This window comes from Micromonospora sp. NPDC005257, from assembly GCF_042872445.1.
Taxonomy (GTDB): domain Bacteria; phylum Actinomycetota; class Actinomycetes; order Mycobacteriales; family Micromonosporaceae; genus Micromonospora.
In genome coordinates, this window is record NZ_JBIAKL010000002.1 from 451,897 (window position 1) to 472,725 (window position 20,829).

General features: G+C 72.6%; 28 protein-coding genes and 1 pseudogene. 17 read left to right on the forward strand and 12 right to left on the reverse strand.

The genetic code is table 11. The features are described from left to right. Positions 1 to 108 precede the first annotated feature (108 nt). The 7 genes from ACFYO8_RS05515 to ACFYO8_RS05545 all read left to right on the forward strand — a co-directional run bounded on the left by ACFYO8_RS05515 (position 109) and on the right by ACFYO8_RS05545 (position 4,918). Complete coding sequence (locus ACFYO8_RS05515; protein WP_354868186.1) at positions 109 to 480, forward strand: hypothetical protein; 372 nt, start codon at positions 109 to 111, stop codon at positions 478 to 480. Beyond that, positions 473 to 1,762: a WXG100 family type VII secretion target gene (locus ACFYO8_RS05520; RefSeq protein WP_354868183.1), complete on the forward strand. Its 1,290-nt coding sequence runs from the start codon at positions 473 to 475 to the stop codon at positions 1,760 to 1,762. Before ACFYO8_RS05515 ends, ACFYO8_RS05520 begins: the two co-directional genes overlap by 8 nt. A 159-nt stretch (positions 1,763 to 1,921) precedes the next feature. Continuing rightward, positions 1,922 to 2,347, forward strand: coding sequence for a hypothetical protein (locus tag ACFYO8_RS05525; protein WP_354868180.1), 426 nt, complete (start codon positions 1,922 to 1,924; stop codon positions 2,345 to 2,347). Between the two features lie 140 nt (positions 2,348 to 2,487). Next, positions 2,488 to 3,321, forward strand: coding sequence for a hypothetical protein (locus ACFYO8_RS05530; RefSeq protein ID WP_354868177.1), 834 nt, complete (start codon positions 2,488 to 2,490; stop codon positions 3,319 to 3,321). Between the two features lie 65 nt (positions 3,322 to 3,386). Next, a complete protein-coding gene (locus tag ACFYO8_RS05535) occupies positions 3,387 to 3,716 on the forward strand; it encodes a YkvA family protein (protein ID WP_355095436.1) in 330 nt (109 codons plus the stop codon). Positions 3,717 to 3,747: 31 nt separating this feature from the next. Continuing rightward, positions 3,748 to 4,161 (forward strand): TIGR03618 family F420-dependent PPOX class oxidoreductase, encoded by a 414-nt coding sequence (locus ACFYO8_RS05540; protein WP_354868171.1) that lies wholly within the window; start codon positions 3,748 to 3,750, stop codon positions 4,159 to 4,161. A 145-nt stretch (positions 4,162 to 4,306) separates the two neighbouring features. Then, positions 4,307 to 4,918 carry a C39 family peptidase gene (locus tag ACFYO8_RS05545; protein WP_354868169.1) on the forward strand — a complete coding sequence of 204 codons (612 nt, stop codon included), beginning with the start codon at positions 4,307 to 4,309 and terminating at the stop codon, positions 4,916 to 4,918. Between the two features lie 78 nt (positions 4,919 to 4,996). On the opposite strand, the gene ACFYO8_RS05550 is transcribed toward ACFYO8_RS05545, so the two are convergent. After that, entirely contained in the window at positions 4,997 to 5,179 is a 183-nt protein-coding gene (locus tag ACFYO8_RS05550; protein WP_354868166.1) for an antitoxin, read from the reverse strand. Positions 5,180 to 5,309: 130 nt separating this feature from the next. On the opposite strand from ACFYO8_RS05550, the gene ACFYO8_RS05555 reads away from it, so the two are divergent. Then, positions 5,310 to 6,494 carry an AI-2E family transporter gene (locus ACFYO8_RS05555; protein WP_354868164.1) on the forward strand — a complete coding sequence of 395 codons (1,185 nt, stop codon included), beginning with the start codon at positions 5,310 to 5,312 and terminating at the stop codon, positions 6,492 to 6,494. Between the two features lie 41 nt (positions 6,495 to 6,535). Here ACFYO8_RS05555 and ACFYO8_RS05560 read toward each other — a convergent pair whose 3' ends face one another. Beyond that, entirely contained in the window at positions 6,536 to 7,198 is a 663-nt protein-coding gene (locus ACFYO8_RS05560; RefSeq protein WP_387187674.1) for a dienelactone hydrolase family protein, read from the reverse strand. 251 nt (positions 7,199 to 7,449) lie between these two features. Here ACFYO8_RS05560 and ACFYO8_RS05565 point away from each other — a divergent pair, with 251 nt between their 5' ends. The 3 genes from ACFYO8_RS05565 to ACFYO8_RS05575 all read left to right on the forward strand — a co-directional run bounded on the left by ACFYO8_RS05565 (position 7,450) and on the right by ACFYO8_RS05575 (position 8,421). Further along, positions 7,450 to 7,842, forward strand: a complete 393-nt coding sequence (locus ACFYO8_RS05565; protein ID WP_349879300.1) for a MerR family transcriptional regulator — start codon at positions 7,450 to 7,452, stop codon at positions 7,840 to 7,842. Continuing rightward, complete coding sequence (locus ACFYO8_RS05570; protein WP_354868160.1) at positions 7,812 to 8,159, forward strand: thioredoxin domain-containing protein; 348 nt, start codon at positions 7,812 to 7,814, stop codon at positions 8,157 to 8,159. Before ACFYO8_RS05565 ends, ACFYO8_RS05570 begins: the two co-directional genes overlap by 31 nt. 82 nt (positions 8,160 to 8,241) lie before the next feature. Beyond that, on the forward strand, positions 8,242 to 8,421 hold the full coding sequence (locus ACFYO8_RS05575; protein WP_354868158.1) for a hypothetical protein: 180 nt from the start codon (positions 8,242 to 8,244) through the stop codon (positions 8,419 to 8,421). 42 nt (positions 8,422 to 8,463) lie between these two features. Here the strand turns inward: ACFYO8_RS05575 and ACFYO8_RS05580 are convergent, their stop codons facing one another. From ACFYO8_RS05580 to ACFYO8_RS05605, 6 genes are read right to left on the reverse strand one after another with little or no spacing between them, the layout of a single operon-like run. Further along, positions 8,464 to 10,836, reverse strand: coding sequence for a glycoside hydrolase family 65 protein (locus ACFYO8_RS05580; protein WP_354868156.1), 2,373 nt, complete (start codon positions 10,834 to 10,836; stop codon positions 8,464 to 8,466). Further along, positions 10,833 to 11,585: a beta-phosphoglucomutase family hydrolase gene (locus tag ACFYO8_RS05585; protein WP_354868154.1), complete on the reverse strand. Its 753-nt coding sequence runs from the start codon at positions 11,583 to 11,585 to the stop codon at positions 10,833 to 10,835. The genes ACFYO8_RS05580 and ACFYO8_RS05585 overlap by 4 nt, the downstream gene beginning before the upstream one ends. Before the next feature lie 46 nt (positions 11,586 to 11,631). Next, on the reverse strand, positions 11,632 to 12,099 hold the full coding sequence (locus tag ACFYO8_RS05590; RefSeq protein WP_354868152.1) for a DUF4442 domain-containing protein: 468 nt from the start codon (positions 12,097 to 12,099) through the stop codon (positions 11,632 to 11,634). Positions 12,100 to 12,148: 49 nt separating this feature from the next. Then, the gene (locus ACFYO8_RS05595; protein ID WP_354868149.1) at positions 12,149 to 13,213 is read right to left on the reverse strand and encodes an ABC transporter permease; all 1,065 of its coding nucleotides are present in this window, start codon (positions 13,211 to 13,213) and stop codon (positions 12,149 to 12,151) included. Continuing rightward, positions 13,210 to 14,118, reverse strand: a complete 909-nt coding sequence (locus ACFYO8_RS05600; RefSeq protein WP_354868147.1) for an ABC transporter ATP-binding protein — start codon at positions 14,116 to 14,118, stop codon at positions 13,210 to 13,212. The genes ACFYO8_RS05595 and ACFYO8_RS05600 overlap by 4 nt, the downstream gene beginning before the upstream one ends. Beyond that, on the reverse strand, positions 14,115 to 14,528 hold the full coding sequence (locus tag ACFYO8_RS05605; RefSeq protein WP_354868145.1) for a GntR family transcriptional regulator: 414 nt from the start codon (positions 14,526 to 14,528) through the stop codon (positions 14,115 to 14,117). Before ACFYO8_RS05605 ends, ACFYO8_RS05600 begins: the two co-directional genes overlap by 4 nt. A gap of 110 nt (positions 14,529 to 14,638) precedes the next feature. Here ACFYO8_RS05605 and ACFYO8_RS05610 point away from each other — a divergent pair, with 110 nt between their 5' ends. Together ACFYO8_RS05610 and ACFYO8_RS05615 are read left to right on the forward strand one after the other, a co-directional pair. Beyond that, positions 14,639 to 15,163 (forward strand): hypothetical protein, encoded by a 525-nt coding sequence (locus ACFYO8_RS05610; RefSeq protein WP_354868143.1) that lies wholly within the window; start codon positions 14,639 to 14,641, stop codon positions 15,161 to 15,163. Between the two features lie 64 nt (positions 15,164 to 15,227). After that, positions 15,228 to 15,557 (forward strand): hypothetical protein, encoded by a 330-nt coding sequence (locus tag ACFYO8_RS05615; protein WP_354868141.1) that lies wholly within the window; start codon positions 15,228 to 15,230, stop codon positions 15,555 to 15,557. A 13-nt stretch (positions 15,558 to 15,570) separates the two neighbouring features. Here the strand turns inward: ACFYO8_RS05615 and ACFYO8_RS05620 are convergent, their stop codons facing one another. Then, positions 15,571 to 16,527 carry a sulfotransferase family protein gene (locus ACFYO8_RS05620; RefSeq protein WP_387256832.1) on the reverse strand — a complete coding sequence of 319 codons (957 nt, stop codon included), beginning with the start codon at positions 16,525 to 16,527 and terminating at the stop codon, positions 15,571 to 15,573. Between ACFYO8_RS05620 and ACFYO8_RS05625 the strand changes: the two are divergent. Further along, positions 16,526 to 17,236 (forward strand): annotated as a pseudogene (locus tag ACFYO8_RS05625) (hypothetical protein); the annotation flags it as partial. The gene ACFYO8_RS05620 and the pseudogene ACFYO8_RS05625 overlap by 2 nt on opposite strands. A gap of 21 nt (positions 17,237 to 17,257) precedes the next feature. After that, positions 17,258 to 17,617: a nuclear transport factor 2 family protein gene (locus ACFYO8_RS05630; RefSeq protein WP_354868447.1), complete on the forward strand. Its 360-nt coding sequence runs from the start codon at positions 17,258 to 17,260 to the stop codon at positions 17,615 to 17,617. A gap of 13 nt (positions 17,618 to 17,630) precedes the next feature. Here the strand turns inward: ACFYO8_RS05630 and ACFYO8_RS05635 are convergent, their stop codons facing one another. Further along, positions 17,631 to 17,819 (reverse strand): DUF397 domain-containing protein, encoded by a 189-nt coding sequence (locus ACFYO8_RS05635; RefSeq protein WP_354868137.1) that lies wholly within the window; start codon positions 17,817 to 17,819, stop codon positions 17,631 to 17,633. Then, complete coding sequence (locus ACFYO8_RS05640) at positions 17,810 to 18,610, reverse strand: helix-turn-helix transcriptional regulator (RefSeq protein WP_354868135.1); 801 nt, start codon at positions 18,608 to 18,610, stop codon at positions 17,810 to 17,812. The genes ACFYO8_RS05635 and ACFYO8_RS05640 overlap by 10 nt, the downstream gene beginning before the upstream one ends. A gap of 158 nt (positions 18,611 to 18,768) precedes the next feature. Here ACFYO8_RS05640 and ACFYO8_RS05645 point away from each other — a divergent pair, with 158 nt between their 5' ends. Beyond that, a complete protein-coding gene (locus ACFYO8_RS05645) occupies positions 18,769 to 19,050 on the forward strand; it encodes a hypothetical protein (RefSeq protein WP_354868133.1) in 282 nt (93 codons plus the stop codon). After that, positions 19,047 to 19,379, forward strand: a complete 333-nt coding sequence (locus tag ACFYO8_RS05650; protein WP_354868130.1) for a hypothetical protein — start codon at positions 19,047 to 19,049, stop codon at positions 19,377 to 19,379. The genes ACFYO8_RS05645 and ACFYO8_RS05650 overlap by 4 nt, the downstream gene beginning before the upstream one ends. A gap of 10 nt (positions 19,380 to 19,389) precedes the next feature. Here the strand turns inward: ACFYO8_RS05650 and ACFYO8_RS05655 are convergent, their stop codons facing one another. Further along, a complete protein-coding gene (locus tag ACFYO8_RS05655; protein WP_354868445.1) occupies positions 19,390 to 20,697 on the reverse strand; it encodes an ABC transporter ATP-binding protein in 1,308 nt (435 codons plus the stop codon). Positions 20,698 to 20,829: the final 132 nt, after the last annotated feature.

The following is a 20,829-nucleotide window of genomic DNA, read 5'->3' on the forward strand; positions in this document are numbered from 1 at the left end:
CTTCTCATCCGAAGTGGAGGATCCACGTCACGGGTCGCCCGGGTTGGCCCGCTTCGACTAACCTGAGTACGGCGTACGGTTATCGACGAGGACTACGGGGATGCAGCCATGACGGGGCGCACGACAGTAGACGTACTGTCCTTGGAGGACTTCCACCAGCGGCTCGAGCGGCGCCTGGACCAGGCGGAGTCGGTGTTACGCAAGCTCAACACCCAGATGCAGTGCCGCCCGCCGGCCCTCGGCACGTTCACGGACGCGGCCGACAACGCGCGTCGCTACTCCGAGACGCACCAGAGCTACGTCAACCACGTCGACCGGCTGCACCGGGCGATCCTGGCCGCCCGCGAGGCGACCCAGAAGATCATGACGAACTACAAGACCGCCGAGGCCCGCAACGCCGCCGCCGCGGCCGACATCGCCGCCGCCCTCTCCGGGCTCGACAATGCGATGAAGCAGCCGAAGGAGGACCCGCGTGTCTGAGTACACCCGGCGCTACGAGCACGTCAGCCACGAGGAGCTCTACCAGGACGTCAAGGCGGGCGACCCGAAGCAGATCGAGGCGCTGAGCGCCCAGTGGACCTCCCTGAAGGGCACGCTCGACGACCTCGGCCGCGATCTGACCGCCGACCTGGAAGCGCTGACGAAGACCTGGTCCGGCGACGCCGCGCGGGAGTTCCACCGCCGGCTGGGCATGGTCGTGAGCTACTCGGGCAGCCTCGCCGAGGGCATGACGGGCATCCGGCAGGGCCTCGACATGATGTCCAGCGAACTGCGGGCCGCGCAGATCAAGGCGGAGAGCCCGGAGAAGACCGACGACAACGACAAGCTGCTCTCCGGCGCCGGCAAGGGCCTCCTACTCGGCGGCGCGGCCGGCGCGGTGATCGGCGGGATCGTCGGCCACCAGCAGGACAAGGCCGAGCAGGAGAAGGCACACCAGCGGATGGTGCAGGTCGTGGCGAAGCTCGCCGAGGGCTACGACTTCTCGGCGTACAGCCGGATCGTGGTGCCGGAGCCGCCCGAGGCCGAGCTGCCCGGGCACACCGGCAACGGTGACCCCACGCTGCAGAACGGCCCGTCGGTGAAGACGCCGTCGTCCGGCCCGAGCCTGGGCAGCTTCGGTCCGGGCGCGAACGCCACCGCGACCACCTCGGGCGTGCACCACACGGCCCCGACCGGCGGCACGCCCGGTACTGGCACTCCGGGTACGGGCACTCCGGGCGGCCAGCCCGGCGCCGGCACTCCGGTTCCGGTGCCGAGCACCGGGACGGTCGACCCGGGCGGCACCTCGCTGGCCGGCGCCACTCCGCTGACCGGCGCCCCCGGCGGTCCGCCTGTCGGTGGTGGCCCGGGCTTCGGCCCCGGTGGCGGCGGCCCGGCGACGATGACCGCCGGTGGCCCCGGAGGCGGCGCGCTCTACGGCGCCCCTGGCGTGCTGAGCACCGGCGCGCTCGCGGGCACAGCCCCCAACTCGGCGTCCTCGGCCCGCTTCGGCGGCATGCCCGGCGCGGAGAACCGCTCGGCAGCCGGCGCGGGTCGGCTCACCTCCGGCCGCGGCCTTGTGGTCGACGGCGGGAGCAAGTCCCCCGAGCGCGCCGGCGGCACCAACGGGCGGCCCGCGATGGCCGGCCGCGGTGGCGTCCTGGGCGGGCGCGGAGGCCATGGCGACGACGAGTCCGACGGCCGGCTGACCTGGCTCACCGAGGACGAGATGGTCTGGGGCGACGGTGACGCCGCCCCGCCGCCGGTGCTCGGCGGCAACTGATCCCGGCATCCACGAGACGGCGCGGCACCCCCGCCGGGGTGTCGCGCCGTCTTGCGTCCGGCCCGAGTGAGGTCCGTCCACACCGACTCGTGTGGTGGCTCACGTAACCCGCAAGATCTTTGAGCTGCAAGATCGTCCGCCGACCGATAGGTTGAATTGGTGCTGCCCGTAGCGTTCGCCCCGTCCACCTGGACGGCGACGCTGCGCCGGATCGCCCGCACGGCGGTGGCCGGCTTGGTGCTGATCGCCGGCCTTCAGGGCATCACCGCCACACCCGCCCACGCCGCGGTCGCACACGCCGCAGTGGCCGAGCACGCCGCAGTGGCCGAGCACGCCGCCGCGATCGAGCACGTCGCAACCCGGCACGCGGTCACGACCGGCGCCGCGACGGTCCGTCCCGCCGGTCTCGCGGCGGCTGACGGCACCGCCACCGACGCCGCGCCGCGGACCACGACCGGTCCGGCAGCCGTCGACGCGGCCGTCGCCGAATCCACCTCCGCCGGGCGCGTCGCCGGCGTCCAGGCCGTCGCCGTCGCCGACCCGGCCCGGGCCGCCATCGCCCGCCGCGGTCCGCCGCGCGCCTGACCGGCCACCTTTCCGGTACGCCCCGGCGCGGCCCACTGGCCCGCGCCGCGTCCCGTCGCCTGGCCGTCCACGACGCGCACCGCCCGGACGTCCGGGCCACAACCGTTTACCGTCCTACGTTCCACCTTGAGGTGCTGGTGATGCAGACCGTCTTCTCCGCCGCCCTGCCCGACATGCCCACGGCCGCCGTGATCTGGCTGGTCCTGCTCGCCGTGGCCGCGACAGTGGTGGCCGCGCTGATCGTCCGCCCGTCCCGGTTCCGCTCGGAGATCGTCGACCGGATCAGCGACGCCGCCCGGCCGAGCAGCATCGAACAGGCCGAGCGGGCCCGCGTACAGGATCGGGACCGGGACCGGTACGCCGACGAGGTCGCGGTGGCCGCATCCCGCGCGGCGGCTACCGCGGAGCGCAGCCGGACGGAGTGGCTGACCGCCCAGGAGGAGGCCGAGACGGCCTGGCAGGCGTACCAGGCGGCGGAGGACGACGTACGGCGCCTGGCCGCCGCCGCGGCACTGCCGCTGCCCCGCACCGCCCGGACCCCGGCCGAGTACGCGGACCGGGAGCGCTGGCTGCACCGTGCCGCGATGGACGCCCAGTGGCGCAACGAGATCACGGTGCGGCAGCTCAGCGACATCCTCGGCGGCAACGGCTGGGACCCGACGCGGCACCCGGTCGAGCAGGAACTGCTGCTGCGCCGGCTGGTCCGGGACAACCTGGCGGCACGGCACCGGGCCACCGCCCAGCGGGAGCAGGCCGCGTGGCAGACAGCCGAGCTGGCCGCGGCGGCGGCGCAGAGCCTGCGCGACGAGGTGTTCGCCGCACTGCATCCGGTCGCCGAGCCGCAGGCGGAACTCTCCATCGTCGGGTTCGCCGGGCCGGAGACCACCCGGGAACTGCCGGGCGGGACGGCGGGCGTCGAGGTCACCCGCGAGCTGCCGCCGGTGGCCCGGGGACGGGCGGCGGTCGCGGCCTGAGAGTTCGGTGCCGGCCGGTGCCACGACAGCGGGCGGCACCGGCCCGGCTCGACTAGCGTGATGGCGTGTCCCGTGAAACCTGGATGCTCGTCGTGCTCGCCGCCGTCGTCGTGGCGGCCATGCTGGTCGGGGTGGTGCTGCTCGCCATCCGGGTGGTCCGCACGCGCCGCATGCTCGGCGCGCTCGGCGCCGGCGGCAAGGTCGCGTTCTACGGCGCGCTGATCTACACGATCCTGCCGGTGGACCTGCTGCCCGACCCGATCTACCTGGACGACATGGGCATCCTGGCGGGCGCGTTGTTCTACCTGGGCCGGCTGGTCGCCAAGCACCGCGCCGAGCAGCGGGCCGCAGCGGAGTCCCCGGTGAAGACGTTGCCGCCGGCACCCCGCCGCTGAGGTTTCCCAGGTACGCCGACGAGGAGACGACATGGCGGGACGACACCGGTTGGATCCGGGCGACGAGCGGGTGGCCCGCTTCTTCGCGGACCGGCATCTCGCCACGCTCACCACACCCCGTGCCGACGGCACCCCGCACGTCGTACCCGTGGGGGTGACCTTCGACGCGGCGGCCCGGCTGGCCCGGGTGATCACCTCCGCCGGTTCGGCGAAGGCCCGGCACGTCGCGGCGGCCGGGCCGGACGGCGTCCCGGTCGCGGTGTGCCAGGTCGACGGCCGGTGGTGGCTCACAGTGGAGGGCCGGGCGGTGCTCCGCCGCGACCCGGAGTCGGTGGCCGAGGCCGAGCGCCGCTACGCCGAGCGGTATCGCGCCCCGCGCCCGAACCCGGAGCGGGTCGTCATCGAGATCGCGGTGACCGGGCTCCTGGGAAGCCTCCCCGGCTGAGGCGTCTGTCCGGTTCCGCGGTGGCACCGGTCACGCCCGGAAATGGGCCGCCGCGGCAGGGCGGTTGAACTCTGCGTACGCCGAGCGCCACCCCTGGTGCCGCGTCTTCCGCACGGAGCCGTCGACCCCGAATGGAGCCTCGACCATGCACCCGATCATCCGTAAGTGCGTGCTGTCCGTCGCCGGTCTGGCCGCGGCCGGCGGTGCCGTCGCCGGTCCGTCCGCCGCCGCCCACGCCGCCCCGGTCAAGGGCAAGGGTGACCGCGCCGCCGACTACGAGTACCAGGCGCAGCCGAACTTCTTCTACTGCGGTCCCGCCTCCACCCGGATCGCGCTGTCGGCCGAGGGCAGGGACGTGAGCCAGGACGAGCTGGCCGCCAAGCTCGGCACCACCGAGAACGGCACCGACTCGGCCATCGACATCACCCGGGTGCTGAACGAGTACACCGGAGGCAAGTACCGGACCACCGAGATCCGCGACGACGTGGCCACCCCGGGTCAGGTCGAACGCCTGCGCGCGGACATCCGTACCGCTGTGGACGACGACCGGCCGGTGGTGGCGAACATCCTGGGCGGCGCGCGGGACGTCGACGGGGTGGAGCACAGCTACCCCGGCCACTACGTGACCGTCGTGCGGTACGAGGGCGACGGCGACCGGGTGCTCATCGCCGATCCGGCCCGGCCGGACGCGCCGACGTACTGGATGGACGTGACCGAGCTGGCCGACTGGATCGCCGGCCGCGGCTACAGCTCCTGACCCGATCCGAACGGCGGGCCGGTCTCCCCCTGCGGAGACCGGCCCGCCGTCGTGTTCCGGCGCCGAAGCGGGTGTACGTCAGCGACCGGTGTCGCCGTCGCCGGTGCGCTGCTGCGCCATGTCGACGCCCTTGTCGATCTGGTCGTCGTGCTTGCCGCCCGTACGCTTGTCGGCCGCGTCGCCCGCCTTCTCGATGCCCTGGTCGACCTGCTTGTCGTGCTTGTCCGCGAAGTCCTTGGCCTTGTCCATGAAGTCACCCATGTCCGATCTCCCTTCGATACGTTGAATGCCTTCCCTGAGACCGGGGGCACAAACACCGGGTGGGCGGTTACCGCCCTGGTGTCGGATCGATCCCTGCCGGGTACCAACGGCCACGATCGAGGAGGGCGACGTGGACGACGACGCTGGTATAACCGGGCGGGCACCGACCGCCGGACCGCGACAGACCTGGGCGGGACTTCCCTGGCCGGTACGCACGGCGGTCACCTGGAGCGCCTGCCTCCTGGTCGTGACGGCCGGGCTGTGGCTGCTCGGGCAGATCGCCGTCCTGCTCGCGCCGCTCGCGGTGGCGCTGGCCGGCACGCTCTTCCTCGCCGCGCTGCTCGACCCGGTGCTGGTACGCCTGCGCCGGCTGCGGGTGCCGGCCGGGCTCGCCGCGCTGCTGAGCATCCTGTTGCTGCTCGGCATCCTGGGTGGCGCCGGTGTCCTGGTCTGGAACCTCACCGCGAGCCAGTTCGGCGAGCTGAGCCAGCAGCTCGACGAGGGGTTGCAGCGCACCCGGGACTTCGTCACGTCCAGCCTGCCGGTCACCGACCAGCAGCTCGACCGGCTCGTGGAGCAGATCCGCGAGGGCCTGAGCAGCGGCGCGCCCGACCCGGTCGCCGGTGCGCGCAAGGCCGCCGAGGTCGCGGGCGCGATGCTGCTCGCCCTGGTGCTGCTGTTCTTCCTGCTCAAGGACGGCCGCTCGATGTGGCGCTGGGTGCTGCGCCGGCTGACCGGCCCACGCCGGGAGCTGACCGCCGAGGCGGGACGGGCCGGCTGGCGGACGCTCGGCGCGTACAGCCGGGGCACGATGGTCATCGCGGCCATCGACGCCATCGGCATCGGGCTGGCGCTTGTCGTGCTGCGCGTGCCGCTGGCCCTGCCGCTCGCCCTGATCACGTTCCTCGGCGGGTTCGTGCCGATCATCGGCGCCACGGTGGCCGGTGCGGTGGCGGTGCTCGTCGCGCTGGCCGCGAACGGTCCCACCACCGCGCTGCTGACCCTGGCCGCCGTGATCGCCGTCCAGCAGATCGAGGGCAACCTGCTGGAACCGCTCGTGATGCGGCGGCAGGTCCAGCTGCACCCGGCGGTCATCCTGGTGGTGGTCACCGCCGGCACGCTGATCGCCGGAGTCGCCGGGGCGTTCGTGTCGGTGCCGATCGCGGCGGTGCTCTGGCGGGTGCTGGACACCGTGCAGCGCCACCGGGCCGAAACCGGCCGCGCCGCGGGGACCGACAGTGCTGCCGATCCCGGCAGCACCGCCGGGATCGGCAGCGCCTCCGGGCCGGACCGGGCCGTCGAAGCCGCAGGCTGACGGCCTGCGCTCAGGCCAGGTGCGCTCAGGCGGGCCGCGGGTCAGGCGGGGTGCGGCTGGCGCACGTGGGTGGTGAACCACGTACCTGCCTGGTCGGCCACCTGCTCCAGCGTGCCGGGCTCCTCGAACAGGTGCGTGGCGCCGGGCACGATGCGCAGTTCCGCGACCTCGCCGAGCACGTCCCGGGCCTGCTCGTTGAGCACGATCACCTGCTCGTCCAGGCCGCCGACGAGCAGCAGCGTCGGTGCGCGTACTCCGGTCAGTGAGCTGCCGGCCAGGTCGGGCCGGCCGCCCCTGGAGACCACCGCGCCCACCCGGTCCGGCCGGGCCGCGGCGGCGACCAGGGCGGCTGCGGCGCCGGTGCTGGCGCCGAACAGCCCGGTCGGGAGTCGCCCCAGCTCCGGGTCGGCGCCCATCCAGTCGACGATCCCGGCCAGGCGCTCGGCCAGCATGCCGATGTCGAAGCGCAGTTCGGCGGTGACCTCGTCCCGGGCCTCCTCGTCGGCGGTCAGCAGGTCGACGAGCATCGTGGCGAGGCCGCGCTCGTTGAGCGCGCGCCCGACGGCCGTGTTGCGCGGGCTGTGCCGGGAGCTGCCGCTCCCATGAGCGAACAGCACCACCCCCTGCGCCCCGGCAGGCACCACCACGTCCCCCACGAGCCCGCCGTCGACCACAGGCACCGAAACCTCACGCATTCCCTCCACCCCCCGCTCTCCCTCACCGCATACCCCCCACCCCGGCGATCATGAAGTTAACGGCCTAGAAAGCGCTTCCCCCGCCCGCCAACCTCATGATCACCCGACTCGGGGCGCTGCGCCCCGACCCCGCACCTCACGCCCATGATCGACGGGGAAGGCCGGCGGGGAGCCCGGCAAGGGCGCACAAGTGCGGGGTTGCGTTGACGTCGGCGGCAAGGTTTAGCGTCAACCGGCAGAGAGAGGGACGGGGGCGGCGGATGCGGATCGGGGAGCTGGCGCAGCGGGCCGGTACGAGCACCCGCACCCTGCGCTACTACGAGGCCCACGGGCTGGTCCGGCCGAACCGGTCCGCCAACGGATACCGGGTCTACGACGAGGCGGAACTGCGCGTCGTCCGAGAGATCCGGTCCCTGCTGGCGATCGGCTTCGGCCTGGACGACATCCGGCCGTTCGTCGCCTGTCTGCGCGCCGGGCACGACTCCGGTGACGTCTGCCCCGATTCGGTGGCGGTGCTGCGGCGCAAGCTCGCCGAGGTGGACGACTACCTCGACCGGCTCGGCGACGTTCGCCGCCGGCTGCACGACCAGCTCGCCCACGCGATCGCCCAACGGGAGGAAACATGCCTCAGGACACGGGGACCGGCCGGCTGACGCCGGTCACCGACGAGACCTTCGCGGCCACCGTGCTGGCCGCCGACCGGCCGGTCGTGGTGGACTTCTGGGCCGAATGGTGCCCACCGTGCCGGGTGGTGTCGAAGCACCTGGCCGAGCTGGCCGAGGAGTTCGGCGACGCGCTGCGCTTCGTCGCCGTCAACACGGACGAGAACCCGGTTGCCACGCGCGACCACCGGATCATGTCCGCGCCGACCATGCTGGTGTTCCGGCACGGCGAGGTGGTCGCCTCGATCGTCGGCTCCCGCCCCAAGGACCACCTGCGCCGCAGCTTCGCCCAGCACCTGGACGCCTGAGCCCTGGGCGCTGACGGTTGAGCCGCCGCCGGGCGGGAACGCGCGGGGTGACCACGGACCCCTACCGATCGCGAGGATCGTCATGGCGAAGCAGGACAGGTCCCGGGAACAGGAACGCACCGACCAGGAACGCCGCGAGCAGGAGCTGAAGGGCTCGCCGGACTGGGCGGACCGCGCCGCGACGGCGCGTACCGCCGACGACCCGCGGGCCACGGCGCCGCGCGACGCCGGCGGGCGTCCGTCGAACGGCCGCCAGTTCTGAGGTACGCGTACCGAGCGGTCCCGCCGATGGTGGCGGGGCCGCTCAGTCCGCGCGTTCCGGCAGGTGCATCAGCGGCGCGCGACCCGGCGGCTGCTCCGGCTGCGGCCCTTTCGTGTGCGCCGGCGGCACCGGCACGGTGACCGGCTGCGCGGAGGTGACCCGCAGCGGCTCGCCGTGGTGCCGCAGCTCCACGACGGTGTCCGGCCCGCCGTTGCGCAGCGAGTACGTCGTCTGGTGCGGCCGGACGTCGACGCGCAGCCGCATCCCGTGCCACTGGAGCGAGAACTCCAGGCGGCTGAGGCGGCTGGAGAGCCGGGGTGCGAAGGAGAGCGTCCCGTCGTGGTCGCGCAGCCCGCCGAAGCCGGACACGAGCGCGATCCAGGCGCCGGCCAGGGACGCCTCGTGCACGCCGTCGCGGGTGTTCTCGTTGAGGTCGTGCAGGTCCATCAGCGCGGCCTCGCGCAGATAGCGGTGGGCCAGTTCGAGGTAGCCGACCTCGGCCGCCAGCACCGCCTGGGTACAGGCGCTCAGCGACGAGTCGCGTACGGTGCGCCGCTCGTAGTAGACGAAGTTGCGCAGCTTCTCGGCGGCGCTGAACGCGTCGCCCCGCCAGTGCATGGCCAGCACCAGGTCGGCCTGCTTGACGACCTGCTTGCGGTAGAGGTCGAAGTACGGATAGTGCAGCAGCAGCGGGTACTTCTCCGGCGGCGTGTGCTCGAAGTCCCACTCCTGGAAGCGGGTGAACCCCTCCACCTGCTCGTGGACGTCGGTCTCCGCGTCGTACGGGATGTGCATGTCGTTCGCGGCGTCCCGCCAGGCGGCGGCCTCCTCCTCGGTGACGCCGAGGTCGAGCGCCTGGTCCCGGTAGCGCATCGCGCAGTCCGCCGCGGTCAGCAGGTTCCGCTGCGCCATCAGGTTGGTGTAGACGTTGTCGTTCTTCACCGCGGTGTACTCGTCCGGGCCGGTCACGCCGTCGATGTGGAACCGTCCGGCGCGGTCGTGGTGGCCGAGGGAGCGCCACAGCCTGGCGGTCTCGACGAGCAGTTCCAGCCCGATGTCCCGTTCCAGCGCCTCGTCGCCGGTCACCAGCACGTAGCGGCGCAGCGCGTCGGCGACATCGGCGGCGATGTGGAACGCGGCAGTCCCGGCCGGCCAGTACGCCGACGACTCCGCCCCCTCGATGGTGCGCCACGGGAAGGCCGCCCCGGCGAGGTTCAGCGTGCGGGCGCGTTCCCGCGCCTGGGCCAGCGTGTCGTACCGCCACTGCAACGCGTCGCGCACGGCGCCCGGCTGGGTGTACGTGAGCACCGGCAGCACGAACATCTCGGTGTCCCAGAACGCGTGGCCGTCGTACCCCGGGCCGGTGAGGCCCTTGGCCGAGATGGGCCGCCGTTCCGCGCGGGCGCCGGCCTGGAGGACGTGGAAGAGGCCGAACCGGACGGCCTGCTGGACCTCGGGGTCGCCCTCGACGCGCACGTCGGCGGCGTCCCAGAACGTGTCGAGGTATTCCCGCTGCTCGCGGCGCAGCCCGTCCCATCCGTCGAGCCGGGCCCCGGCCAGCGCGGCGCCGACCTGGTCGCGCAGCGCCGGGAGGGACCGGCGGCTGGACCACCCGTACGTGAGGTACTTGACCACCCGCAGCGTCTCGCCGGGCTTGAGCACGCAGCCGATGGTGGTGCGGACCCAGTCCTCGTACCCCTCGCTCTCGATCGTGGTGCGCTCGGGCCCGGTCACGTCGTGGCCCATGGCGGCGGCGACCCGCAGCCCGCTGACCTTGGTCCGGTGGATGAGCTGCCCGCCGTCGTCGGTGGTCAGCTCCTCCTCGGCCTGCAACGGCGACTCCAGCACGGCCGCCACCCGGGGGTCGCGGCTCTGCGGCGGCAGCGACTCGTTGGCGACCAGTTCGGACTGGAGGATCAGCCGCAGCGGCCCGCCGACCGCCTCGACCTCGTAGTGGATGGCGGCCACCGAGCGCTGGGTGAACGACACCAGCCGGGTGGTGCGGACCTTGACCTCGCGGCCGGCCGGGGAACGCCAGTGCAGGTCCCGCTGGAGCGTGCCGGCGCGCATGTCGAGGACCCGCTCGTGGGCGAGCAGTTCGCCGTAGCGCACGTCGAGCGGTTCGTCGTCCACGAGCAGCCGGATCAGCTTGCCGTTCGTGACGTTGACGATGGTCTGCCCGGATTCGGGGAAACCGAAGCCGGCCTCCGCATACGGCAGCGGGCGCAGCTCGTAGAAGGAGTTCAGGTAGGTGCCGGGCAGCCCGTGCGGCTCGCCCTCGTCGAGGTTGCCACGCAGCCCGATGTGGCCGTTGGAGAGCGCGAACACCGACTCGGACTGGGCCAGCACGTCCATGTCGAGCTGCATCTCCCGGACGTGCCAGGGCTCGACCGGATAGGCCCGTTCCCGGATCACGCGGCCGGCTCCGCGGCGAGCAGTTCGGCGAGGTCGGTGACCACCACGTCGGCGCCGTGCGCGAGCAGTTCGTCGGCCTGGCCGACCCGGTCGACGCCGACGACGTATCCGAATCCGCCGGCCCGTCCGGCGGCCACCCCGGCGAGGGCGTCCTCGAAGACGGCGGCCCGCGCCGGTTCGACGCCGAGCAGCCGGGCGCCTTCCAGGAATGTGTCCGGATCCGGTTTGCCGCGCAGCCCGTTCGCGCGGGCGACCACGCCGTCCACCCGTGCTTCCAGCCAGCGGTCCAGCCCGGCGGCGTGCACCACGGCGGCACAGTTGGCGCTGGCCGAGACGACCGCGCGGCGCAGCCCGGCCTCGACGGTCGCTTCCAGGTAGCGCACCGAACCCTCGTACGCCTCGACGCCGTTGTGCTCGATCCGCTGGAGCAGGACGACGTTCTTACGGTTGCCGAGGCCGTTGACGGTGTCCGCCTCGGGCGGGTCGTCCGGCGATCCCTCGGGCAGTGTGATGCCACGCGAGGCCAGGAATGTGCGCACTCCGTCGGCGCGCGGTCTGCCGTCCACGTACCGGTTGTAGTCCGGTCCGCTGTCGAACGGGTGGAACGGCTCGCCGGTTTCGGCCGACCGTCGCCGCAGATACGCGTCGAACGTCTCCGTCCAGGCGGCGTTGTGCACCTTGGCGGTCTGCGTCAGCACACCGTCCAGATCGAAGAGACAAGCGCTCACGTGCGCGGGGAGGCCCAGCATCGCTTGAATCTAACCAGAGCCCGCGCCGGGCAAACACCCCTCCCGTTCAGCGATTCGGGCGCAACGTCCAGATCACGGTGAGTGACGAGGTGAGCGTGCCGTCCTGGGTGCGGACCTCCACCTCGACCGGAAACTCCGGCCGCCGGCCGGCGTCCAGCTCGGCCAGCACCTCGGCGGGGACGCCGCCGAGCCGCGCGGTCGCCAGCACCGGCCCCATCGCGATCTTGCGGAAGTGGACCGATGCGGTCACCGGCAGGGGTACGGCCCGGTCGAGCACCTGCCCGAAGGCGGCCAGGACGGCCGCGCCCGAGGCGCTCTCGCCCAGCGTGAACATGGCCCCGGCGTGCGGGCCACCGAGGTGGTTGTGGTGCGCCGGCAGGTCGGGGAGCCGGGCCACGACGCGGACGCCACCCTCGGCCTCGGGCGCCACCTCGACGAACTCGATCCCGAGCGTGCGGGCGAACGGCACGGCGTCGAGGAGGCCGGCCGCCACCTGGCGAGAGTCGATTGTCATGCCCGAACGCTACTCGCCAGTAACAACACCGGCAAGGCCGGCTGCCTGGTCAGCCCGCGCTGAGGTCGGTACGGCGGACGATCAACCAGACGACCAGGAGCGCCAGCGCGGTCAGGCCCAGATAGCCGCCGGCGACGATCAGGTGGAACTCGGGGATCCGGCTGCCCGGCTGGTACTGGAGGTGCTGCTGAAGGTTGTGCTCGACGAAGCAGGCGAGCGTCCGGCCGGTGCCGTTGTCGGGTGGGCAGAGGCGTTGCAGCTCGACCCCGCTGAGCTCACGCCCGGAGGCGTCGAACGCGCCGGACGGCCCGTCGATCCCGTAGTCGATCATGCCGCCCTCGACGACCAGGGCGTTGTCGCGCAACACACCCACGCCCGGCCCGCCGATGACGCGGTGCGCGGTCAACGGCTCCATCAGCGTGGGGTAGCGCCACCGGACGAGATAGGTCAGGCCGACGAAGCCCACGGCCACGCCGAACACGGCCGGGAGCGTGCGCTTGATCACGGCGCCGAGCGCGACGCCGACCGCGAACCAGCAGAGGCTGATCACGGCCGGAAGCATCGCGGTGTTGAGGAACGGCCCGTACTCGAACAGGCTCACCGGGGCGACCCGGGCCTGGAGTCGCTCCAGGTGGTCGCTGACACCGGCGACGGCCGAGGTCACCGCTGCCACGAACAGGCCGAGCAGGGCCAGCCGGGTCCAGAGCCACCGCTGCGGGGAGACATCCTGGCTCCAGGCCAGCAGCAGGGTGCGCTGCTCGTGTTCCCTCGTCAGCACCGGGACGCCGACGAACACGCCGATCAGCAGCGGCATCCACTGCACCACCTGCGACAGCACGGCCAGCGTCAGGACCAGGCTGGAGGAGCCGCCGAGCCGTCGGCCCTGCGGCGACTCCTCCGCGCAGAACGTCTCGTGGCACTGGTGCCACAGGCTCGTCAGCTCCACCGACAGGTAGGTCATCCAGCCCACCAGGACCGCGGCCAGGACCAGCGTGCCGATCACCGTCCAGCGGTGCTGACGCCAGGTCAGCCAGAGCAGACCGCGTACGCCCCCGGCGTACCCGGGGTCGCTGCGGCGGTTCGTGGGTGCGGACAGTTGGCCGACCGGGCTCATGCGGCTGCCTCCCGCTCGTGCGGCGCGGCGGCCGACGCTCTGAGGTGGGTCAGGATCAGCTCGTCCAGGGTGATGGGCTGGGCGGTCCAGCCGGGTGCCACGACGGCGTGGGCCGCCGGTGCCGCCGGCCGCCGGAGGACGAAGGTGGACTGGCGGCCGGTGTGCTGCGCCTGGACGATCGTGCCCGGCCCGGGTGGCTGGTCGGCGCGGGGCCCGGTCAGCCGGACATGGCTGTCGAGCAGTTCCTCGACGTCGCCGGCGAGGAGGGGCCGACCGGCGTCGAGCAGCAGCAGGTGGTCACCGACGCCGCTCAGCTCGGCGACGATGTGGGTCGACAGCATGACTGTCATGTCGTCGTCGGCGACCTCCGCCAGCAACTCGCCTGTGACCTCGACGCGGGCCAGCGGATCCAGGTTCGCGAGCGGTTCGTCCAGCAGCAGCACCGCGGGGCGGGAGCCGAGCGCGACCGCCAGCGCGACCTGCGCCCGCTGCCCGCCGGACAACTTGCCGCAGCGCCGGTCCAGCGGGACGGCGAAGCGGTCGAGCCACGACAGCGCCCGCCGCTGGTCCCACACGCGGTTCGTCGAGCGGCCGAAGCGGAGCATGTCCGACACGGTGAAGTCGCGGTAGAGCGGCTTGTCCTGAGCCAGGATCGCCACCCGGCTGCCACCGTCGACGGACCCGCCCCGCACCACCGGCCGTCCGTGCACCGACACCGTGCCGCCGGTGGCCGCCAGCGTACCGGCGATGATGCTCAGCAGCGTCGACTTGCCCGCGCCGTTCGCGCCGACCAGCGCGACGACCCGGTTGGCGGGCAGCGCGAACGAGCACTCCCGCAGCGCCCACACCGCGCCGTAGCGCCGACTCAGGTCACGCGCCTCGACGGCGACCGGCTCGCCGCTCACGCCGCGCCCTCCGTGTTCTCTCTCTTCGCGGGCGCCGCGTTCGCCGCGATCACCGAGGCGAGCAGCGCCTGGACGTCCTCGTCCTCCAGACCGGCCTCGCGGGCCTGGCCGAGCCACCGGGCCAGGCTGCCGCGCAGGCGGGCCATGACGTGGGGATCGGCGTGCCCGAGCGTCCCGCTGACGAACGTGCCCGCTCCCTGCCTCGCCTCCACCAGGCCGGACAGTTCCAGCTCCCGGTATGCCTTGAGCACCGTGGTCGGGTTGACGGTGCACGCGGTCACCACGCTGCGCACGGTGGGGAGCTGGTCTCCGGGCCGCAGCGTCCCGATCCGCAGCGCCTCACGGACCTGCCGCACCAGCTGGGCGTACGCGGGGACGCTGCTGGACCGGTCGACATGAAAGTTGATCACCCTGGTGACCCTCCGTCAGATTGTTATGGTTAAGTAGAACACTAGCCAAGCGGCATGGCAACGACAGCACGACGTTTCAGTGGCCGCCGGCTCCGGGTAGCGAGTGGCCCATGAACCGCGATCTCGCGCGTGGCCTGACGGTGGCCTGGGCGCTGCCCGAGTTCCGCGACGGGCTGCGTCACCTCGTCGACCTCGACGAGGTGACGGTGCTGCTGGCCGCGCTGTCCCTTCCGGACCGCGACCGCGAGGTCGAGCGCAGCGCACTGGGCCTGCTGCGGTCCGGGCTCGACAGCACCGAGGTCCGGGAGGCGGTGTTGCTGCTGCTGGAGCGGGACACCGTACGCCGGCCGCTCGTCGCCGCGGCGACGGAGCCGCTCGCCCACCGGCCCGGGCAGGTCACCGCCCTGACCTCCGCGGCCGAGGATCCCGGAGTACGCCACGAGGTACGGGCGATGCTGGACAGCGCCGGCGTACGCGAGCTGATCTGGCGGGCGGTCGACGACCAGGTGAGCGACAACCGGTTCGGGCTGATCCGCCGGGCGGCGGTGCTGTTCATCCGGCACCCGAGCGCGCGGCGGCTCGCGTGGGCGCTGCGCCGGCACGGCGTGCTACGCGAACTGCGCCGCAGGGCCTGAGCGCTGGTCTTGCTGTTGCCCGGTCGTGTCACCGCCGAGACCTTCGGGCCCTACTGTCCGGTCGATGCGATCCCGTGCGGCGAAGACGGCAGCGACTCTGGTGACCGTGCTGGGCACACTGCTCGTCGTCGCGAGCTGTCTCGGTTGCATCCCGCTCCTGGCCCCCTCGGCACCGTGTCCGGGTGACACCTACGCCTCGGCGCAGGCGGGAAGGAACGCGTTCGTACTGCTGGTCGTGGCGATGACGGCGACGGTGGTCCTCTCCGTCGTCGTGGCCCGGGCCGGCACCCGGCCCAACGTCCGGAACCCCTGGCCGTGGCTGGCCGTCGCCGTACTGGGACTCGCCCTGAGCGCCGCCCTGATGATCCCGATCGACCGGGCCGGCTCCTGCTGAGGTCGCTCGGCCGTCACTCGTATCCCATGGCGGGGATGACCTCGCTCAGCTCCCGCTCGACGAACGCACGAGTGCCGGCGTCGAACTGCTCGTCGCGGTGCGCGAGCTTGTCCGCCTGGAACGTCGACGGGGTGACGAAGTCCTCGACACCGAGCCGTGCGAACAGGGCACGCCGCTGCCCGGCCCAGTCGGCCGCCAGGTCCTCCGCCTTCACCTCGACGTAGCGCCGCCCTGCCAGGTCGGCCGCGTCCTTCCAGGCCAGCCACCTGCGGTAGACCGGCAGCAGGTAGGCCAGCGCCCCGTCAACGGTCGGCGGCGCCCACGGCTGGGCCAGGTGGGAGGCGAGCACCGAGACCGGGTGGCGCTTGATGTGCACGATCGTCGCCTCGGGAACCAGCTCCCAGAGGAAGTCCATGGCGAAGAGATTGAACGGCGTCTTCTCGCACCAGGCCGGCTTGCCCGCGTCGGCCGCCGCCCCACCGAACAGGGTGTCGACCAGGCCGCGCAGGACGGCGATCAACTCGGCCCGGTCACGGAAGTACCTCGGGACGACCCGTCGTCGGCTGGCCGGCCCGAACGGCCCGGCGGGCCGGTCGCCGTTCCCGAAGCCCTCCGCGGGCACGGGCTCCTCGAAGGCGTCCGCGATCAGCAGCGGCCATAGCTGGTGTACGGCGTCCCGGTAGCGCCGCTCGCCGACCAGCTCGGGCACGGTCTTGCCACGGTCGTCACGCCGCCCCGGCACGCGTACGGTGAGGAAGTCGCTCAGCCGGTGCAGCGCGTCCTCGCCGACCATCGGGTCGTACCGGTCGGTGAGCGCGTCGGCCAGGTCCCGCAGACCGCCGGGCTCGACGAAGAACTTGGTCTCCATCGGGATCCGGTGGATCAGCGGATGCTGGCCGATGACGTCGGCGATCCGCGATGTGCCCGAACGGCCCGTGCCCGCGACGAAGACCGGTGAGGGGGACGGCATGGACCGCAGTCAAACTCCTGGCCCGGCGCAGGGGCAATCCGTTTATCCCCGCCGCGACCAGCTGATCGGCTTCCTGGCCGACGCGGTCGGGTCCGTCACCGTGGCGCATCCGACGCGGGTCGCCGTCGACGGGCCGCCCGCCGCCGGCAAGACCACGCTTGCCGACGAGCTGGCCGCCGTCCTGCGCGCCCGCGGCCGGTTCGTCATCCGGGCGACAGTCGACGACTTCCTCTTCCCCCGGGATCGGCGCTACCGGCGGGGCGAGTTCTCGGCCGAGGGCTGCTACGTCGACACCCACGATCACCAGTCGCTGAACCGGGTGCTGCTCGACCCGCTCGGCCCGGGCGGCGACCGGCGCTTCCGGCACACGGTCTACGACCACGCCACCGACGCGGTGCTGTCCCCGCCGCTCACCACCGCCCCCGCCGACGCCGTGCTGGTGTTCGACGGCGTCTTCCTCCTGCGCCCGGAACTGCTCGACCGGTGGGAGCTGCGCGTCTTCGTGTCGACAGCGCTCGACACGACGGTGGATCGTGCCGTGATCCGCGAGAGCCGCGTGTCGACGAGAGCCGACGTCGAACGGCGCTGGCGCGAGCGTTACCTGCCCGCCCAGCGGCTCTACTTCGCCACGGCCCGTCCGGCCGGGCACGCCCACGTCGTCGTGCACAACGACGACCCCCGGCAGCCGATCTGGGAGACCCGGACACGCGCGGATGGCAGGCTGGCGACCATGGACAGGACTCAGGTGGCCGCCTGGATCGCGGCGTACGAGCGGGCGTGGCGCACACCGGGCACGGCGGCGCTCGGCACGATGTTCACCTCCGACGCGAGCTACCGGCAGGGGCCGTACCGGGATCCGGTCGTCGGCCTGCCCGCCATCACCCGCATGTGGGACAGCGAGCGCGACGGGCCCGACGAGACGTTCGAGATGACCGCGGAGGTCGTCGCTGTCGACGGCGACACCGCTGTGGCACGCGTGCGGGTCCGGTACGGCGAGCCCGTCCACCAGGAGTGGCGCGACCTCTGGATCATGCGCTTCGCCGAGGACGGCCGGTGCCTGTCGTTCGAGGAGTGGCCGTTCGCGCCGTGACGGCGGCCGCTGTCTAGCCCCGCTTGGCGTGCGCGACGAACGCCGCCCAGCTCGACGGCGTGAACGTCAGCGCCGGCCCCTGCCGGTCCTTGCTGTCCCGCACCCCCACCACGCCGGGCAGATTGTCCGCCACCTCGACGCAGTTGCCGCCGTTACCGCTGCTGCGGGTGCTCTTGCGCCAGATCGCGCCGGTCAACTCCATCGCTTCGCCGCCTCCGAAATCGCCGCCAGGGTCGCACCGTGCGGCATCGCCTCCGCGCGTATGGACTCCCACGTCTGCCGCAGTGAGTTCACGTCCACCGTGCGCTCCACGATTGTGCCGTGCAACGGGTTATCCAGGTAGCCCAGGTCGTCGCCGTCGGCCGGGGTGGCGAGCACGAAAGCGCCGTTGAGCCCCGGATAGGCCCCGACCGTCTCCGGCACCAGGTGCAGGTGCACCCGGGGCCGCCGTGCCATCTCGATCAGGTGCTCCAACTCCTCCCGCATCACCTTCGGCCCGCCGACCGGGCGAGCCAGCACCGCGTGGTCGAGCACCACCACGAACTGCGGCGGCGTCGGGCCGTCCAGCACCGCCTGCCGGGCCAGCCGGGCGGCCACCTGCTGTTCGACAGCCTCGCCCACGAACTGCGCGGCCCCTTCGTAGAGCGCGCGGGCGTACCCCTCGGTCTGCAGCAATCCGGGCACCACCAGTGGCTCGTAACTGCGCAACGCCGTCGCTTCCTGCTCGATGCTCACCCACTCGCGGAACCACGGCATCAGCGCCTCCTGCATCAGCGCGTCCCGGATCCGCACCAGCAGGCCGCCGCCGTTCAACACCTCGTCGCAGCGCTCGGTGAACTCGGCGCGCGGCGCGCGACGGCACTGCTCGACGGCCGCCACCGGCGAGGCCGAATAGCTCACCCGCTCGCCGAGGGCCTCCTGGGTCAGCCCCGCATCGGTACGTAACCGGCGCAGCTCACCGGCGAACAGTTCCCACAACGGCACACGGATCATCTGCACACCTCTGCACACGGCTGCACACGGAAAGACGGCCGGTCAGACGGCCAGGAAGGTGGGGGTGGAACGCCTTCCGACCCTAGCGGCGCGGTGACGAGACTGTCACGCAGTGGAGCCGAATTCGTCCGGTTCCCGCTACCGAGAGGAGTTGCGCCGTGCGACTGCGCTGGTTCCGCTGCCGGGGTGCGTCGGCACCGACACTGCCCCACCGGGTACGGGGCGACAACCTGCCGGAGTGGATGCGGCAACCCACCCGTCCACTCCCGACGATGGGTCCCGGCCGGGTCGGCAACCTCACCCCGGCCCAGCAGTGGCGGGCGAACGGTGGCCGCTGGTCGGTCCCGGAGCAGCGGGGAGGCGACGCCGGCAACCGGCCCGCCGACGGCGGTCACCCGGACCGGCGCCGGCGTGGCGGCCACCACGAGGAGCCTCGGTGATCAGCCACCAGCTCGGGCAGCCGCCGGACGGGCCGACGCCCGATCGCCCCCGGCCGTACCCGTCGCACGCCACCCCGCACACGCCGCTGCGTCCGATGTGGTGCTGCCGGGCGTGCGGGCAGCCGTGGCCGTGCCCGACGGCCCGTCTGCTGCTGCGCAGCGAGTACGAGGACAACCGGATCGGGCTGTCGATCTATCTGTGCGGGCTGCTGTACGAGGCCACGCGCGACCTCTACCGGCTGAACCCGCACGACGCGCCCGCCCCGGCCGACCTGTTCGCCCGCTTCGTCGGCTGGTGCTCGTACCGCCGCCCGCCCGTCCGAGACTGAGACGGGCGGCTCACCGCCAGCCGACGTCGATGCGGTCGCCTCGCTCGTCGAAGAAGTGCAGCGCGTCCATCCGCACCTGCACGGCGAGCGGGTGCCCGGACGACACCTGCGGGTACGGCGCCAGCCGTACCGCCAGTTCCGCCGGACGGCGGTGGTGGCGGCCCGGGTCGGGCAGCACGCTCGTACGGTTGCCGCCGCCGGATTCCTGAGCGGGGGCCGGCGTCTCCGGGGCCCGCCCGGTGAGCCGCTGCATCACCTGGTTGAACCGGCGCAGGCCGCGCTGACCCGGTGCGGCCTGCTCGGCCGGCGTGCCCATCTCGTCCACCACGATCGCGGTGGCGCCGATGTCCAGGAACGCGAGCGACTCGTGGCCGTGGTGCTCCAGGTAGCGGATGCGCCCGTGCAGCACGTCGCCGGCGGTGTCCGGGGCGACCGGGGTGAGCGCCTCGGCGCGCATGCCGACCACGATCCGCTCACCGTGGTAGTGCGCCACCGCCCGGCTCCGGATGTCGTCCCAGGGCAGGTAGAGCGACTGCTCACCGAGATTCAGCGTGACGTACCGGTCGAGGTGGACGTAGACCGACGCCTCCAGCAGGTTCATCCGCGGGCTGCCGAGGAACGCGGCGACGTAGAGGGTGGCCGGCCGCCCGTACACCTGGGTGGGGGTGCCCACGTCCTGGAGCACGCCCTTGCGCATGATGGCGACCCGGTCGGCCATGGTCAGCGCCTCGGCCTGGTCGTGCGTGACGTAGATGGTGGTGACGCCCAGCTCGCGGGTGAGGCCGGAGATCTCCGCCCGCAGTTCGGCCCGCAGTCCGCTGTCCAGGTTGGACAGTGGCTCGTCCATCAGGAACAGGCCGGGCCGGCGCACTATCGCGCGTCCCATGGCGACCCGCTGCCGCTGGCCGCCGGAGAGCTGGCTGGGCTTGCGCCCGAGGACGTCGCCGATGCCGAGCGCGCTCGCCACATCCTGGATCCGCTCGCCGCGCGGCGCCGGTTCGACGCCGGAGAGCCGCAGCGGGAAACCGATGTTGTCGCCGACAGTCATGTGCGGATAGAGCGCGAAGTCCTGGAAGACCATGGCGATCTTCCGGTCGCGCGGTGGCAGGTCGTTCGCGAGTTCACCGCCGAGCAGGATCGCGCCGGAGGACGGATCCTCCAGCCCGGCGACCATGCGCAGCACCGTCGACTTGCCGCAGCCCGAAGGGCCGAGCAGCACCAGGAACTCGCCGTCGTTGACGTCCAGATTGATGGTGTCGACCGCGACTGTTCCGTCCGGGAACACCTTGGTGACATCCTTGAGCGCGACGGTGGCCACCGTCACCTCCCCAGTTCCTCGCCCCAAACCCGGAATGACTGTGACCAGGATCATCCGATTCGCACATCGGGTAAACGTGCCATGTTCGGCCCGTGACAGTCCTATTAAGTGGCGTTCACCCGACTCAGTAGT

Coding starts and splice junctions, on each gene's coding strand:
- ACFYO8_RS05515 (WP_354868186.1), top strand. CDS start 109: ATGACGGGGCGCACGACAGTAGACGTACTGTCCTTGGAGGACTTCCAC.
- ACFYO8_RS05530 (WP_354868177.1), top strand. CDS start 2,488: ATGCAGACCGTCTTCTCCGCCGCCCTGCCCGACATGCCCACGGCCGCC.
- ACFYO8_RS05540 (WP_354868171.1), top strand. CDS start 3,748: ATGGCGGGACGACACCGGTTGGATCCGGGCGACGAGCGGGTGGCCCGC.
- ACFYO8_RS05545 (WP_354868169.1), top strand. CDS start 4,307: ATGCACCCGATCATCCGTAAGTGCGTGCTGTCCGTCGCCGGTCTGGCC.
- ACFYO8_RS05550 (WP_354868166.1), bottom strand. CDS start 5,179: ATGGGTGACTTCATGGACAAGGCCAAGGACTTCGCGGACAAGCACGAC.
- ACFYO8_RS05565 (WP_349879300.1), top strand. CDS start 7,450: ATGCGGATCGGGGAGCTGGCGCAGCGGGCCGGTACGAGCACCCGCACC.
- ACFYO8_RS05570 (WP_354868160.1), top strand. CDS start 7,812: ATGCCTCAGGACACGGGGACCGGCCGGCTGACGCCGGTCACCGACGAG.
- ACFYO8_RS05575 (WP_354868158.1), top strand. CDS start 8,242: ATGGCGAAGCAGGACAGGTCCCGGGAACAGGAACGCACCGACCAGGAA.
- ACFYO8_RS05585 (WP_354868154.1), bottom strand. CDS start 11,585: ATGCTGGGCCTCCCCGCGCACGTGAGCGCTTGTCTCTTCGATCTGGAC.
- ACFYO8_RS05590 (WP_354868152.1), bottom strand. CDS start 12,099: ATGACAATCGACTCTCGCCAGGTGGCGGCCGGCCTCCTCGACGCCGTG.
- ACFYO8_RS05595 (WP_354868149.1), bottom strand. CDS start 13,213: ATGAGCCCGGTCGGCCAACTGTCCGCACCCACGAACCGCCGCAGCGAC.
- ACFYO8_RS05610 (WP_354868143.1), top strand. CDS start 14,639: ATGAACCGCGATCTCGCGCGTGGCCTGACGGTGGCCTGGGCGCTGCCC.
- ACFYO8_RS05615 (WP_354868141.1), top strand. CDS start 15,228: ATGCGATCCCGTGCGGCGAAGACGGCAGCGACTCTGGTGACCGTGCTG.
- ACFYO8_RS05620 (WP_387256832.1), bottom strand. CDS start 16,527: ATGCCGTCCCCCTCACCGGTCTTCGTCGCGGGCACGGGCCGTTCGGGC.
- ACFYO8_RS05630 (WP_354868447.1), top strand. CDS start 17,258: ATGGACAGGACTCAGGTGGCCGCCTGGATCGCGGCGTACGAGCGGGCG.
- ACFYO8_RS05635 (WP_354868137.1), bottom strand. CDS start 17,819: ATGGAGTTGACCGGCGCGATCTGGCGCAAGAGCACCCGCAGCAGCGGT.
- ACFYO8_RS05640 (WP_354868135.1), bottom strand. CDS start 18,610: ATGATCCGTGTGCCGTTGTGGGAACTGTTCGCCGGTGAGCTGCGCCGG.